Genomic DNA, 13,679 nt, shown 5'->3' on the forward strand with positions numbered 1-13,679 from the left:
AGATATTCCTTAAGGCACAATTATGTTGGCATCTGGAGATTGGGGTCTAGCTCCCATGTCTGCCAGGATATTGACAGTTATTTGCTTAACGCGAGTATCTGCCCGCGCAGGGATGACATCATCGCTGTCTAACCCCCATGCCCATTGAATGGTTCCAGAGGCAAAGACCTTAGCTCCACTACTAGCTGTGTAGCGGACTGAGTGGGATTTAGTGAAATCTTGGTTAGCAGGCAGACCTTTTTCTCCAGCCGGTTCATCGAAGGTGGGCAACACGCTAGCAGGTTGGACGGTTGATTGAGATAAGGTGACTAGCCCCGCAGGAGTAGACCCATTATTCACAATGAAATCCCATTCATAACCCACTAATAGAGACAGTTGATCCCCATTCTTGAGTCCGGTATTGGCATAGTAAGGATCGGTACTGTTAGTGACAACGTAATTGTAACCACCGTAAATATTAGATGTATCGCTACCGTACATCACGCCGAACAAGGCGTTTTCTGGGCGCTGGTTCTGGGTGCTGCGGAATTTATTGGTGGCTGCTGATGGTCCCTGTTGCTGGGCGACTGGATCTAATGACCAATCTTGTTTGTAGCACGCCATCACTCGGTTGGGTTTCACTTGACCGGATGCGGATGTGGAATTTTCAAACCTCACTCGCCAATAACAACTATTTGCTGAGAACAATCCCAAATTGACTCTGGCACTGCGAGCAGCCTCGACGTTGTCGCGCATCTCTTTAGACCAATACTCGTCGTGACCTACAGACAGGAACACTTTGTGATTGAGCAGCAATTGTCCGTTGGCGTGTACCTGCATATTGTCGGTGTAGGTGACATCGTATCCTTGAGATTCCAGCCAACGAATCATATTGTATTCCCAGCGTAGGGGAGTGTCCGCTTCGTAGGATTGTTGAGAGGATGCTTGGGAAAAGGGTCGGTCGTAAGAAACCTTGAAAGCTCGCTGACCGCCAACGCTATTAAAGCCGTACAAACTGTAACCTCCCCAATTACTATATGCCAGAACAGTTGAAACGCTGCTCTGAAATAGGATATTGGCGGTGCTGCTATCATCGCGGACGACAAACCACACGTGTGCCACTTTGCCAGTAGCCTGGTCGGTCAGCTTGGCAACATACAGCCCGCTAGTCCAGTTAGTGCTTACTTGCACGACGTAGGAAGTTGACCAGTTGCATTCGACTAAGCGGGTATTGGGAGCGAGGGTGGCGGCGGGTTGGGTCCTGCCACTAAGTGGACCGCTGCTTGCCATTAGTCTTCCACCTGTGCCACTGTAATAGCCCAACCGATATACGTCAACAGTAAACTGTCCAGCTTGTCCCAGAGACACTTTAATATCTAGCGTCCCTCCCTTGTTGACACTGGTTGCGGAGGCATAGCCAGCGATTTCACCGTTGGCGCGGTTAACAAGCTTCCAATTAGTCGTACCAGTATTTTGGTTTTCTAAATAGATAGGGTTGGGGTTTGCTACAGTACCTCTAGCAGTAAAAGTGACGCTGCCAATACTAGAAGCTGTTGCATCTACAGTGTTTGCTACATTAGCTGTAGTTCCCAAAGTCAGCGTTGTGCTTGCCTGCCCGCTGGCATTAGTTACTGCACTAGCAGGTGTAACTGTACCACCGCCATTAGTAACTGCAAAGTTGACTGTAACTCCCGATTGGGGATTACCAGCACCATCTCTAACTTGAACTACAAATGGGTTAGCTAAGGCTGCCCCTGCTGTACCAGTTTGATTGTCTCCACTTACCTTAGTTAGGGTAGCAAAATTGCCAGCGGCGAAGACTACATCGCGGAAATAGTTGCTGTTTTGCCAAGAATTTGTTGGCAGGGAACCTACATTACCATAGACACCATTACTACCGTCTGCAACTGAACTGAGGTCTCCATTAGCGATTGAAGCTGCCAGTCCACTACTTGTAGTAACGTAATGGCTGCTAATATTGACACTCACTACATAAGTTGTATTCGCTTGAATGTTTAAGGGCGTGCTGAGAACTTGCTGTTGCCAGCCTGAAGCTGTCTCGTTTGCGAAAGTCACGCTTGCTAAAAGAGAACCTGTTGACGACCAGATTTTGCCTACATGGGCGCCAGTATCGCTAGGCGCTTTCCAATAACGGATAGCAGTAATCTGACCAGCCCTTACACTCCGAAATTTCATGCCCAGTTCGTAGGGAACCCCATCAGTGCCATTTGAAATTTGCGGCACTTGAGTTGTGAAGATGGTCTGGTTGCCAGTAGGAGAAGGTGGTGGTGGATTATTGCTAGCAACGAAGGCTACATCGCGAAAGTAGTTAGCGTTTTGCCAAGAACTACTGGGGAAGGAACCAGCACTGGTATTGTAGACTCCATTTCTAGTGTCTGCAACTGAACTGAGGTCGCCATTGACTATTGAACTTGTTAATCCATTCTGCGTTAAGGGGTAGTAGCGATTGACATTGACACTAACTACATAAATTGTGTTGGCTTGAATATTTAAGGGCGTGCTGAGAACTTGCTGCTGCCAACCCGATGCCGTCTCACTTGTAAAAGTAACGCTTGCCAACAGCGAACCTGTTGACGACCAGATTCTACCTACATGAGTACCAGTCTCACTAGGTGCTTTCCAATAACGAATTGCGTTAATCTGACCTGCTTTGGTACTTTGGAACTTCATTCCCAATTCGTAGGGAACGTTGTCAGTCTTGTCTGATATTTGTGGTACTTGGGTTGTAAATAATGTCTGCTCGATTTGAGCTTGAGCTATAAGTACCTCATTACTGTCAATTAGCCCTGTCATGATGTTTAAATACTCACTTTTCCACTAAAAGAATGTTCGATTTAATGTGTTTGAATTACACTTAAATGTTTTTTGAATTAATCTAAGGCATTGCCCGAACTTAACAAGCTGCGATTTTCAATGCTTGGACGATCGCTCTTACCGATAATTCGAGCAGGTACTCCTACTACTGTGGTGTTGTCAGGAACGTCACGAGTTACCACAGCCCCAGCCCCGACAATAGCATTTTCTCCAATTGTGATTCCTGCTAAAATAGTTGCATTGCTGCCTATAGAGGCACGGTGCTTGACTAATGTTTTAATTACTGACCAGTTAGCTTCTGTCTGTAAGCTGCCATTTTCATTAGTTGCGCGTGGATAAAGGTCATTGGTAAACATCACTCCATGACCTACAAATACTTCGTCTTCGATGATGACACCCTCACAGATGAAAGTATGAGAGGATACTTTGCACCTTGCACCAATCGTGGCATTTTTCTGAATCTCTACAAAAGTCCCAATCTTGGTATCATCTCCAATCGTGCAACCATAAAGGTTGACTAAATCAGGATGAAATATTTTCACGCGATCGCCTAATTCTACGTCATCATTAACTGACATTAATTTACACCTTGCTTACGGCTGCAACTGAATTTTTTTACTATTTATGTCTCAAAATTTTTAAGCTATAGAAATTTGGCAGTAGCTCCAGATCGACTATTGCCAAATAATTAAGATGTATTAGTTTTAATTAAAAGCAAACTAGCTGATAAACTTGATGTCTTGCACAGCCTTGTAACTTGCTGCTCTTGCCTGCCGCCGAGTAAACTCTCCTACGGAAGGATTGCCTTCTGCATCTATTGCACCGATCGCTCGTTGCCAAAGTTCTGGAGGAACTGCTGAAACATAATATGTGGAATCGACTTTACGAATGTGATACCAGTTCGTTTCTTGGCAAGATTCGCACCAAAATGCTTCTAACCATGCGTTACTTAAAGTGACTGCTGACTGATTTGCTACCAGCATTAAAGCACTACGTTTTCCTACTCCTTGTTGCTGCAAATGCTCTACTTTATTAGCATAAAGTGGATACTTTTGACTGACGCTATATAAATAACAATTATGTAAAGGACAGTAGATACCTCTGCGCTTAGAACGCTTACGATTTTTGTCACACCTTTTCTGCAATTTCGACCTCTTTCACATTTACAAGTAAATAAGGTTACGTTTGAGAGGCTGAGATCGAACTGACCGTCGAAGCCCCTCTAATAACTAAATTATTATTGGCAATTTAATAGCAAATTTTATACTTGCGCGTGTTGTAAAAAGCATCACCAATTAATGGCAACACTTGGCATTGGCTCGCTAAGGCTAGAATAAATTTCCCCGATCTTAGACTGCTGTAAAAAAGCGCTAAATAATTTTTTAGTTAATGCTTAGTTACCTGCAATCTCCTTTGGACAAGTTTTTTATTCTATGTTTAGCAATGAATTATTAATTTGTAGCCTTTACCCAACTTTGACTAAAATTGGAAAAGCGTTAGAGAAAAATATCTAGCTTTACACCAAATTAGGTATGTCGCTTCACATTGCAAAAGTTATATTTGCTAATATGCGTAGGCTTAACAAAGATGCATTTATTACCCTACGTGCAAGTATATACCAAAAATTATAATGTTGCAACTATTTTTCTATCTTTAGGTAGATGACATATCATAAAAACATCAACTCTAGCTAAGAAGCTGATTTATAAAGAGCTTGCTGTACTAAGCAATTAGTAAAACATGGTAACTCTTCTCGAAACAGGCATTACTTCTTAACTTCTAGCACCTACTTTAGGCTGTGTTTAACAATTTTATTGACAATCTGTTTAGAGTGCTTGTAACACTATATACAAATATTGTTTACTTTTATAAAAGTCCCAGACCTCCACTTAAATTAAGTTTTAAATTAAAACCTTTGCAATTGAATATTACATTATAAATACTTCAATTATTTAAAAAATTCAATAAGTTCATCTTAACTACACTAAATCTTCACTAATATAAAGATATTAAAAATGTATTAGCAAAGTGACAAAAAATAGCTCGCCAATCGCTTTGGTTTAGCTAGCCTTGCAATGAACCATGATGATAGCAGTCATAGTTTATACAACTGTTCTTCAATCTTAAAGATTTATTTTATACCTAATTTATCTAAAAATTATACTAAAGATATATTAAAATTGTATAAAATTATGTAGTTCTCGAAGAAAAATACTGAGGAAACCACTTTAGACATCGCCTCACTGTCCAGTATGGACTTGAAGCATTTACAGATACTAGCTTTTACTAATTGCCCAGCTTTCTGCGATCGCCAAGTTTATAGTAAAAAGTCTATGCTAGTAACTTGAGCAATACATTTAAGTGAATTGCTTGACTGAACTCGATCTTTCACAACTACAACTTGTTTGAGAAATGGCTAGCATAATAGATACTATCTTTGCAATTAAAAATTATTATCAATAATTTGTGGGGTTTCCAAGCAATTGATGAAATCGAGGCAAAAGCGGTATGTAATATTTGGTACTTCCTTTTATTCTCCAAACTTGCACCACGATACTGCTTTGACTATTTATACTGAAAGATTGAATGAGATAACTACTCAACAAATTCAAAAGTAAGTCAGATGTTGGGTAAGCATAAAAATATAAAGACAAGAATAGCTCTTGTTTTCTAATCAAACTCAAATCGATCCTAATAAGGAAGATCGCTTTTTTTACATTACTGGTAAACCTGCAAGCGCTAAAGCTACTTCCTCGGCGCTGTATTCGGTATCGCGCAGCAAGCCAGCTTGATAATCCATATATGCTTGCATATCAAAATGCCCGTGACCGCACAAATTAAACAAAATCGTCTTGCTATTTCCTGATTCCTTACAGCGCAGTGCTTCATCGATCGCACCTTTGACAGCATGATTAGCTTCGGGTGCAGGTAAGATCCCTTCTGCACGAGCAAAAGTTAAACCAGCAGCAAAACAGCCAAGTTGTGGTTCCGCGCGAGTTTCAATCAACCCTAGTTCCACAATATGACTAAGCAACGGAGCCATGCCATGATACCGCAATCCGCCAGCATGAAAGCCTTGAGGCACAAACGAGTTACCCAATGTATGCATCTTCACCAGGGGCGTGAGATGGGCTATATCGCCAAAATCGTATGTATATTTACCCTTAGTCAAAGTTGGACACGCAGCGGGTTCTATAGCAACAAATTTAAGTTGCTGTTCGCCACGCAGTTTTGCCCCCATAAAGGGAAAAGTAATTCCAGCAAAATTACTACCGCCACCTGTGCAACCTACTATAATGTCTGGGTAATCGCCTGCTTGTTCTAGTTGTGCTAAAGTTTCTAAACCGATTACAGTTTGATGCAGCAAAACATGATTGAGGACGCTACCTAAAGCATATTTAGTGCGATCGCATTGTGCTGCAACTTCCACAGCTTCGCTAATAGCAATACCCAAACTACCAGTGCTATCAGGATGCATTTGTAAAATTGCCCGCCCAGCCTCAGTTTCATCGCTAGGACTAGCTACAACCCGCGCCCCGTAACCTTCCATAAAAGCGCGACGATATGGTTTTTGCTGATAGCTAACCTTAACCATATACACTACTACTTCTAAGTCGAAGAAAGCACCAGCTATAGCAAGCGATGAACCCCATTGTCCTGCACCTGTCTCTGTAGTTAGGCGTTTTACGCCTGCTTGCTTGTTGTAGTACGCTTGGGGGATAGCTGTATTCGGCTTATGACTACCAGCAGGGCTAACACCTTCGTATTTGTAGTAAATTTTGGCAGGAGTATCGAGAGCTTTTTCTAATCGTCTAGCGCGGTAAAGTGGAGTTGGTCGCCATTGACGGTAGATACTTTGCACTTCATCTGGGATTTCGATCCAGCGCTCCTGACTTACTTCCTGCCTAATCAACTCTGGAGGAAAAAGAGGTTCCAAGTCATGAGGTGCGATCGCCTTTTTTGTTCCTGGATGTAATACTGGCGGCATGGGGGTAGGTAAATCGGCTTGGATGTTGTACCAAGCTAAGGGCATTTGATCTTCAGACAGGATGTACTTGATAGTGTCCATTAGATGAAGTGCTGTATCAAAGACACATTATCGCGGAAATTTTTCTCGCGTAGCATACATATATTTAGGATTTAGTTGAGATTGCCTAACTAATCCACCTCGGTAATATATTAATAGTGATATAGAAAACCCACCAATTATTGTTGGTAGGCGATAGCGACATTAAAAGTCAAGTACAAATAATTACTTATGATGAGTGCGTACTATTAGTTGCAGCATTTTTGTCCTCACGTCCGAGTAGAGTCCGAGCAGCAGTAAAAAATTCGGGTGCAGCCAGCACTAAAGATGCAAAGGAGCAGACTGTAGCAACTTGGCAATACTCGCAGAACGCTTTGTTTTCGCTCCATTCCTCACGCGCTAACTCGGCGGAGACAACTCCATCTATCAGAATTTTGACACCCATTGCGATCGGGAGTATTGGATTGCGTCGCGCTCTGTCTAAACCACCAGCCGAAGCTATCCAGGCAGTTAGAGCATAATTTAGCACCATAATTGGTCCATCAGGTGAGTTAAATCTACTGTAAGCATAATTGGATGCATCTACTTTATCTGCGTCAAATATTGGTACTGGAGGATCGGGTAGGTGTTTGACAATCCCAGTTTGGTAGAGAGTAACTACTTGTCCCATCGAACCGCCTAACATTGACAAGCCAATAATTGCTCGTCTGCGGCTCATGTGAGGATCTTTTCCTTCCCTGAGTTCTTGACTTAGTTGTGTTGGCTCCATAAAGTGCAATCCTTGATAGTAAATATACGAGCGATCGCAGGGCAACTATACATTTGGTGCATATAAGTTATGCCTTGCGCTTGCCGCAAATAGAATAACTACCATTTTCAAAATTGGGCTTGCTGCGTACCACTGGCTTTAGAAAGACTTAAAACTCGCTATTTTCGGACAAAGTAAAGAATGTAAGTAATATCTGACACAAAATCTTATGACCGTTCAAACGATTGGACTAGAAAAACATTTGTATGAATATTTGCTGTCAGTGTCTTTGCGCGAAGCAGAGATATTAACTCAACTACGTCAAGAAACAGCATTGCAAGCGATGGCACAAATGCAGATTGCACCCGAACAAGGTCAATTTATGGCATTGCTGGTGCAGTTAATCAGAGCGCAGAAAACATTAGATATTGGCGTATTTACAGGTTATAGTTCTCTAGTAATTGCTTTAGCCCTGCCAGCAGGTGGAAAAGTAGTAGCTTGTGAAGCTAATGCAGAATATGCAGCGATCGCTCGTTCTTGGTGGCAAAAAGCAGGTATGGTTGATAAGATTACCTTGCACGTTGCGCCAGCACGAGAAACACTCAATCGGTTAATTGCAGCAGGGGAAACAGATACATTTGATTTTGCCTTTATTGACGCTGATAAAAGCAACTACCAACACTACTACGAACAATGTCTGCAATTAATTTGTCCTGGTGGTGTAATTGCGATCGATAATGTCTTATGGTCGGGGCGAGTTGCCGATCCTCAAGTGCAAGATAATAGAACTAAGAAAATGCGCTCCTTGAATCAGAAATTGCATCAAGATTCGCGTGTAGACTTAAGTTTAGTCCCAATTGGAGATGGGTTGACTTTAGCTAGGAAACGTCCTTATTCTGCCTGAACTGTTGGATTTTTGCTTGTTGGCGCAATCTTTTTTCTTCAGTCAAGCGATCGTAACAATGAGGGCAAGAAATTCCTGCTTCGTACTTACTAGATGCTTTATCTTCCTGAGAAATAGGATAACCACAACTGCGACAAAGTTCATAAGTTCCTGGTTCTAAGCCGTGTTGTACGGCTACTCGCTCATCAAAAACAAAACATTCTCCTTGCCACAAACTTTCATCAGCGGGGACTTCCTCCAAATACTTTAAGATACCGCCTTTGAGGTGATAGACTTCAGCAAAACCTTGAGACAGCATTAAAGACGAAGCCTTTTCACAGCGAATTCCCCCAGTACAAAACAAAGCAACTTTTCTATGTTTGGTAGGATCTAAATTCTGGTTAATATAGTCAGGAAATTGGTTAAACGATTGAGTTTGAGGGTTTTGCGCTCCTGTAAAAGTACCAATATTTACTTCGTAATCGTTGCGAGTATCAATAATAGTGACTTCAGGATCGCTAATTAGCGCATTCCATTCTTGAGGACTAACATAAGTACCCACTTGCTCGTTAGGATCGACTTCCGGTAATCCTAGCGTGACAATTTCTCGCTTCAATCGCACCTTCATCCGTTCAAAAGGGGGCGATTCAGCATAAGACAATTTATATTCTAAATCTGCCAAACGGGCATCAGCGGCAAGAAAAGTTAAGACAGCATCAATACTTTCTTGGCTAGCACCTGCAATTGTGCCATTGATACCTTCTGCTGCCAACAGAATTGTCCCTTTAATACCTTGCATTTGGCAGTAAGCCAGCAGAGGTTGCTGCTTCTTATCAAAGTCAGGCAGAGAAACAAATTTATAAAATGTGGCAACAACATGAGTCATCTGCACAGTATTTTAGGTAAATTTTGGTGCAAAGCGATCGCTCTATTAGTTTAGACTATGCGGATCTGTACCTGCGAGTTCCTGACACTTAGCTTCTGCTGCTTGATAAGCCCTTAAATAATCAACACCACCCAACATCAAATCGCCATAATACTCATAAGGAGCAGCACCATAAATAGGTAAAGGGTCATCTTCAGGGTAATCTTCTTGAGACTCTTCTATAACTGCTTTAAGCTGCTTTACACTCAAGCTTTGAGCGGGGAAATAGTAAAGTTCCTGAGTATCAAAGTTGAGATGAGGCAAAGTAGGATCGATAATTTTATCTTCCAACTCCAGCCAACTGTACTCAACAATCGTACAAGCTCCTTTTCCCAGAACTAAAAAGCCTTGTACATAAGTATATTCTTCGCTTAGTAGAGCAGCCTGGTAAGCATTATCAAAACATTTAGTAGCTTTACTATGAATGCGCTCGGATATTTCACATGAAAGGTTTACATCTAATAATTTACTCATGCACAGTCATCAGACAAATTTGCAGTTAATTATCAATATCCTAGCTACATATCAATGCATCTCGCGAGCAGGAAACACCTTAACAGCATCGCTATCGACATTCAACTTTACCTTAGCGCCTACAGGTAGAGCAGTTTGAGCAGTAGTACGGGCGTGTAATTCCTTACCCGATGGAGTTACCAGACAGTAACGATACTCTCTACCCAAAAAACGGCGAGTGCGGATTGTAGCCGCCGCATTATTTTCCTCCAGTTCCAAAATCAAATCTTCCTCGCGGAGCATCAAATCGCCCTTATCGCTATCATCCATTTGATTAGAAACAGCAAAACACCCTACTTCAGTAGCCCACAAATTGCCTTGACGCTGTGCAGGCACAAAATTAGCACCAGTCACAAACTCAGCCACAAAACGAGAAGCAGGGTGAGTATAAACCTCCTGCGGCGTACCCAACTGCTCCAACTTACCATAGCGCATCACAGCGACCCGATCGGCGATCGCCAAAGCCTCTTCTTGGTCGTGAGTCACAAAAATCGCCGCAGTTCCCGCCGCCTGCAAAATATCGCGCACCTCCTCCCGCAGCCTTAACCTTACCTGCACATCCAAATTACTCAAAGGCTCATCCAGCAAAATCAACTGAGGTTGAGGAGCCAAAGCACGAGCCAAAGCCACCCGTTGCTGCTGTCCGCCAGATAACTCGTGAGGATAGCGCTCGTCCAACCCCACCAACCCCACCAACTGCAACAGCCCTGCAACCGTCTCCCCTGCAGCCTTCTTCTTCAACCCAAAACCAACATTTTCCGCCACCGTCAAATGAGGAAACAGAGCATAATCTTGAAAAACCATGCCCAAACAGCGCAACTCAGGAGCAACCGAACAACCACCACCCGCAACTTGGCGATCGCCAATTTCAATCGAGCCTGCTTCTAGTCCCTCAAACCCAGCAATTAACCGCAGCAAAGTGGTTTTTCCGCAACCAGAAGGACCTAAAAGCGCCAATACTTCCCCTCGCTGCAACTCCAAACTCACGCCATCAACAGCCCTAGGTCCCATTTCTGCAAACCGCTTACACACACCCTCCAATCGTAAAATTACCTCACCCATAAACTTTCTCCCTCTCTGTGCCTGTGCGGTTTTTTCCTCGTCTTTCTTGCGCCAACACTAATAAACTAGACCCCATCGAAACTACCAACATAGCCAAAGATCCCACAGCCGCATCGCTAAACGAAACATTCTCCGTAGCCTTCCAAATCTCCGTCGCCAGAGTATCAAACCCAATCGGAGCTAGTAGCAGCGTCGCTGGTAATTCCTTAATCGCCGTCAAAAATACCAAAACCGCCCCACCCAGAACCCCAGGACTAATCAAAGGCAAAGTAACTTCCCTTAAAGTCTGCCAAGAATTTCGCCCCAAACACCGCGCCGACTCCTCCAACTGTGGATGCAACTGCAACAGAGAACTGCGTACCGTACCCACCGACTGAGGTAAAAACAACACCAAATAGGCAAACACCAACATCGGCAAAGTTTGATACAACCAAGGCAAATAGCGAGAGCCAAAAAACACCAACGACAAAGCGATCGCAATTCCTGGCAACCCAAACCCAATATAACTACACCGCTCAATAGCCGTAGTCAAGCGACTGGGAAACCGCACCGCCAAAATCGCCACAGGCAAAGCGCAAATCGTCGCCAAAATCGCCGCCAATCCCGCCCCTACAATCGAATTTATAGCAGGCTGGGCGATCGCACTCCAAGAAGCCGTTCCATAAGCAGCACTATCACTTGTAACTCCCCGCCACAGCCAATACAGAGTCACTCCCACAGGCAAAACCAGACTCAAGCCCACTATAATCGCGCAAAACAGCAGTGCTACATACTTCCAATTTCCAAGCTTGATTGCCGATTGAGGACGCAATGCCGCCGAAGTCCGACTGTAATAAGCCCCGCGCGATCGCACTTTGTACTCTAGCCACAAAATTACCAGCACCAAAGCCACCAATATCAAAGCCAAAGCCGCCGCCTGATTGCGATTAAAACTCGATCGATATTGCTGAAAAATCACCCTTGTAAACACATCAAACCGCATCAAAGAAGGCGTGCCAAAATCCCTCAATGCGTACAAAGCAACTAACAACCCACCAGCTACTACCGAAGGACGCAATTGCGGCAACACTACTCGAAAAAACGTCGAAACTTGGCTATAGCCCAAACTTCTCGCTGCTTCTATAGTTGCCGGATCGATTAACAATAACCCCGATCGCACACTTAGCAACAGGTACGGATAAGTAAACAGCGTAATCGCCAATATTGTCCCAAACCAGCCGTAAATCTCTGGTAGTTCTTCCACGCCCAGAGGAGCTAATAATTGTTGTAACAAGCTACCACGCGGACCAAAAGCAGCAATTAGGGCAAAACTACCAACATAACTCGGAACTGCCAAGGGCAAAGTTGTGGCGATTAGCCAAAACCGCCGCCAGGGTAAATCTGTTTTGGCTGTCAAAAAGGCGATCGGTACGGCAATCAACGCACTCAACAGAGTTACAGCGGTTGCCATACCTATACTATTGAACAATACTGTTAAGGTACGCGGGCGAGACACCAACTTTATTAGTTCTTCTGTGCCTGCACCCGCAGTTCTAATTATTAAATAAGTCAAAGGTACAGCGATCGCGATCGCTGTAATTGCAGCAATAGCGATCAAAAATAAAGGCGGTCGAGAAGCAGCCCTAAACGTCACAATACGCCTGCTTCCTGGAGTAGATTTATAGTTCCCTGCAAGTCAGACAAATTACTCAAGTTAATTTTCGGTGGCTGAAGCTGATTGAGAGGAATTTGTTTTTGCGATGGTTGAATGCCTCTAACTAATGGATATTCGTTAGTTTCTTTGACAAAGTAAGTTTGCGCGGGTGTACCGAGCATATAAGCAACAAACTTCTCAGCATCGCTTTTTTGGTCGGTAGTATTTAGCACTGCTAAACCTGCGACATTTACCATACCCCCAGCATCTCTACGAGTATAGTGGTGCGCTACAGGAAAATTGGGATTATCTTTATTAAACCGATACAGGTAGTAGTTATTCAATAGCCCTAAAGAAATTTCGCCTCTACCCAAAGCCTCTACGATCGCGGCATTTTTGGCATAATCCTTAGCTCCGTTAGCTTTCATTGCTTTCAACCAAGCGAGTGTTTTTTGGTCGCCTTGGAGCAAGCGCATTGCGGTAATAAATGATTGGAAAGAACCGTTAGAAGGCGCCCAACCTACTTTACCGCGCCATTTAGGATCGGTTAATTGAGCAACTGATGTCGGTAGTTCGCTAGGCTTGACTAGCTTGGTATTGTAGTCAATTACCCGCGCCCGTCCAGAAATTCCTACCCACTGCCCTGTAGATGAGCGATATTGCGGATCTACTTTACCCAGCAACGCAGCAGGAATTGGTAAAGTCCGCTTTTCTTTGGCTACTGCTCCTAAAGCGCCTGCATCTTGAGCAAAAAATAGATCGGCGCGGCTATTTTTACCTTCTTCTAATAGAGCGATCGCAAGTTCTGCTGTATCGCCATAGCGTACCTCAATATCCATGCCCAAATCTTTCTCAGCTTTGGCAATCAGGGGACCAATTAGTTTTTCTTCTCTTCCTGAATAGATAGTCAGCGTCTTTGCCGCCGCTTCGCTACTTAGCCCTACTCCCCAACTTAAAAGTACAGCCGTAAGTGCTGCTGATAATTTCCTCAATTTTATCGACACCAAGCCCTTATTTTTCATTTGTAAATAAAACTCTTTGTCAAGATGAAAGCTTTTCTTTTAAAATAAATAC

General features: G+C 43.4%; 11 protein-coding genes. 1 reads left to right on the plus strand and 10 read right to left on the minus strand.

What is annotated here, in order from left to right; all coding sequences use genetic code 11:
* Window positions 1-9: 9 nt before the first annotated feature.
* The 5 genes from UH38_RS03690 to UH38_RS03710 all read right to left on the minus strand — a co-directional run bounded on the left by UH38_RS03690 (window position 10) and on the right by UH38_RS03710 (window position 7,610).
* A complete protein-coding gene (locus tag UH38_RS03690) occupies window positions 10-2,793 on the minus strand; it encodes a N,N-dimethylformamidase beta subunit family domain-containing protein (protein ID WP_045053261.1) in 2,784 nt (927 codons plus the stop codon).
* Window positions 2,794-2,870: 77 nt separating this feature from the next.
* On the minus strand, window positions 2,871-3,392 hold the full coding sequence (locus tag UH38_RS03695; protein WP_045053262.1) for an acyltransferase: 522 nt from the start codon (window positions 3,390-3,392) through the stop codon (window positions 2,871-2,873).
* Window positions 3,393-3,533: 141 nt separating this feature from the next.
* Window positions 3,534-3,959, minus strand: coding sequence for a hypothetical protein (locus tag UH38_RS03700; RefSeq protein ID WP_045053263.1), 426 nt, complete (start codon window positions 3,957-3,959; stop codon window positions 3,534-3,536).
* A 1,568-nt stretch (window positions 3,960-5,527) separates the two neighbouring features.
* Entirely contained in the window at window positions 5,528-6,883 is a 1,356-nt protein-coding gene (locus UH38_RS03705) for a TrpB-like pyridoxal phosphate-dependent enzyme (RefSeq protein WP_045053264.1), read from the minus strand.
* Between the two features lie 187 nt (window positions 6,884-7,070).
* Window positions 7,071-7,610, minus strand: coding sequence for a vitamin K epoxide reductase family protein (locus tag UH38_RS03710; protein ID WP_045053265.1), 540 nt, complete (start codon window positions 7,608-7,610; stop codon window positions 7,071-7,073).
* Window positions 7,611-7,818: 208 nt separating this feature from the next.
* Between UH38_RS03710 and UH38_RS03715 the strand changes: the two genes are divergently transcribed.
* Window positions 7,819-8,493, plus strand: coding sequence for a class I SAM-dependent methyltransferase (locus UH38_RS03715; RefSeq protein WP_045053266.1), 675 nt, complete (start codon window positions 7,819-7,821; stop codon window positions 8,491-8,493).
* Here UH38_RS03715 and trhO read toward each other — a convergent pair.
* From trhO to UH38_RS03740, 5 genes are read right to left on the minus strand one after another with little or no spacing between them, the layout of a single operon-like run.
* Complete coding sequence (gene trhO / locus UH38_RS03720; RefSeq protein ID WP_045053267.1) at window positions 8,468-9,358, minus strand: oxygen-dependent tRNA uridine(34) hydroxylase TrhO; 891 nt, start codon at window positions 9,356-9,358, stop codon at window positions 8,468-8,470. The genes UH38_RS03715 and trhO overlap by 26 nt on opposite strands.
* A gap of 45 nt (window positions 9,359-9,403) precedes the next feature.
* A complete protein-coding gene (locus tag UH38_RS03725) occupies window positions 9,404-9,871 on the minus strand; it encodes a hypothetical protein (RefSeq protein WP_045053268.1) in 468 nt (155 codons plus the stop codon).
* A gap of 51 nt (window positions 9,872-9,922) precedes the next feature.
* Window positions 9,923-10,972 (minus strand): ABC transporter ATP-binding protein, encoded by a 1,050-nt coding sequence (locus UH38_RS03730; RefSeq protein WP_045053269.1) that lies wholly within the window; start codon window positions 10,970-10,972, stop codon window positions 9,923-9,925.
* The gene (locus UH38_RS03735; protein WP_045053270.1) at window positions 10,965-12,605 is read right to left on the minus strand and encodes an ABC transporter permease; all 1,641 of its coding nucleotides are present in this window, start codon (window positions 12,603-12,605) and stop codon (window positions 10,965-10,967) included. The genes UH38_RS03730 and UH38_RS03735 overlap by 8 nt, the downstream gene beginning before the upstream one ends.
* Entirely contained in the window at window positions 12,602-13,627 is a 1,026-nt protein-coding gene (locus tag UH38_RS03740) for an extracellular solute-binding protein (RefSeq protein ID WP_045053271.1), read from the minus strand. The genes UH38_RS03735 and UH38_RS03740 overlap by 4 nt, the downstream gene beginning before the upstream one ends.
* Window positions 13,628-13,679: the final 52 nt, after the last annotated feature.

The sequence above is a fragment of the Aliterella atlantica CENA595 genome, assembly GCF_000952155.1.
Classification (GTDB): domain Bacteria; phylum Cyanobacteriota; class Cyanobacteriia; order Cyanobacteriales; family Chroococcidiopsidaceae; genus Aliterella; species Aliterella atlantica.

Bases quoted from the DNA above. Each gene is read 5' to 3' on its own strand.
- UH38_RS03725 (WP_045053268.1), bottom strand. From the start codon at position 9,871: ATGAGTAAATTATTAGATGTAAACCTTTCATGTGAAATATCCGAGCGC.
- UH38_RS03740 (WP_045053271.1), bottom strand. From the start codon at position 13,627: ATGAAAAATAAGGGCTTGGTGTCGATAAAATTGAGGAAATTATCAGCA.
- UH38_RS03705 (WP_045053264.1), bottom strand. From the start codon at position 6,883: ATGGACACTATCAAGTACATCCTGTCTGAAGATCAAATGCCCTTAGCT.
- UH38_RS03730 (WP_045053269.1), bottom strand. From the start codon at position 10,972: ATGGGTGAGGTAATTTTACGATTGGAGGGTGTGTGTAAGCGGTTTGCA.
- trhO (WP_045053267.1), bottom strand. From the start codon at position 9,358: ATGACTCATGTTGTTGCCACATTTTATAAATTTGTTTCTCTGCCTGAC.
- UH38_RS03710 (WP_045053265.1), bottom strand. From the start codon at position 7,610: ATGGAGCCAACACAACTAAGTCAAGAACTCAGGGAAGGAAAAGATCCT.
- UH38_RS03690 (WP_045053261.1), bottom strand. From the start codon at position 2,793: ATGACAGGGCTAATTGACAGTAATGAGGTACTTATAGCTCAAGCTCAA.
- UH38_RS03715 (WP_045053266.1), top strand. From the start codon at position 7,819: ATGACCGTTCAAACGATTGGACTAGAAAAACATTTGTATGAATATTTG.
- UH38_RS03695 (WP_045053262.1), bottom strand. From the start codon at position 3,392: ATGTCAGTTAATGATGACGTAGAATTAGGCGATCGCGTGAAAATATTT.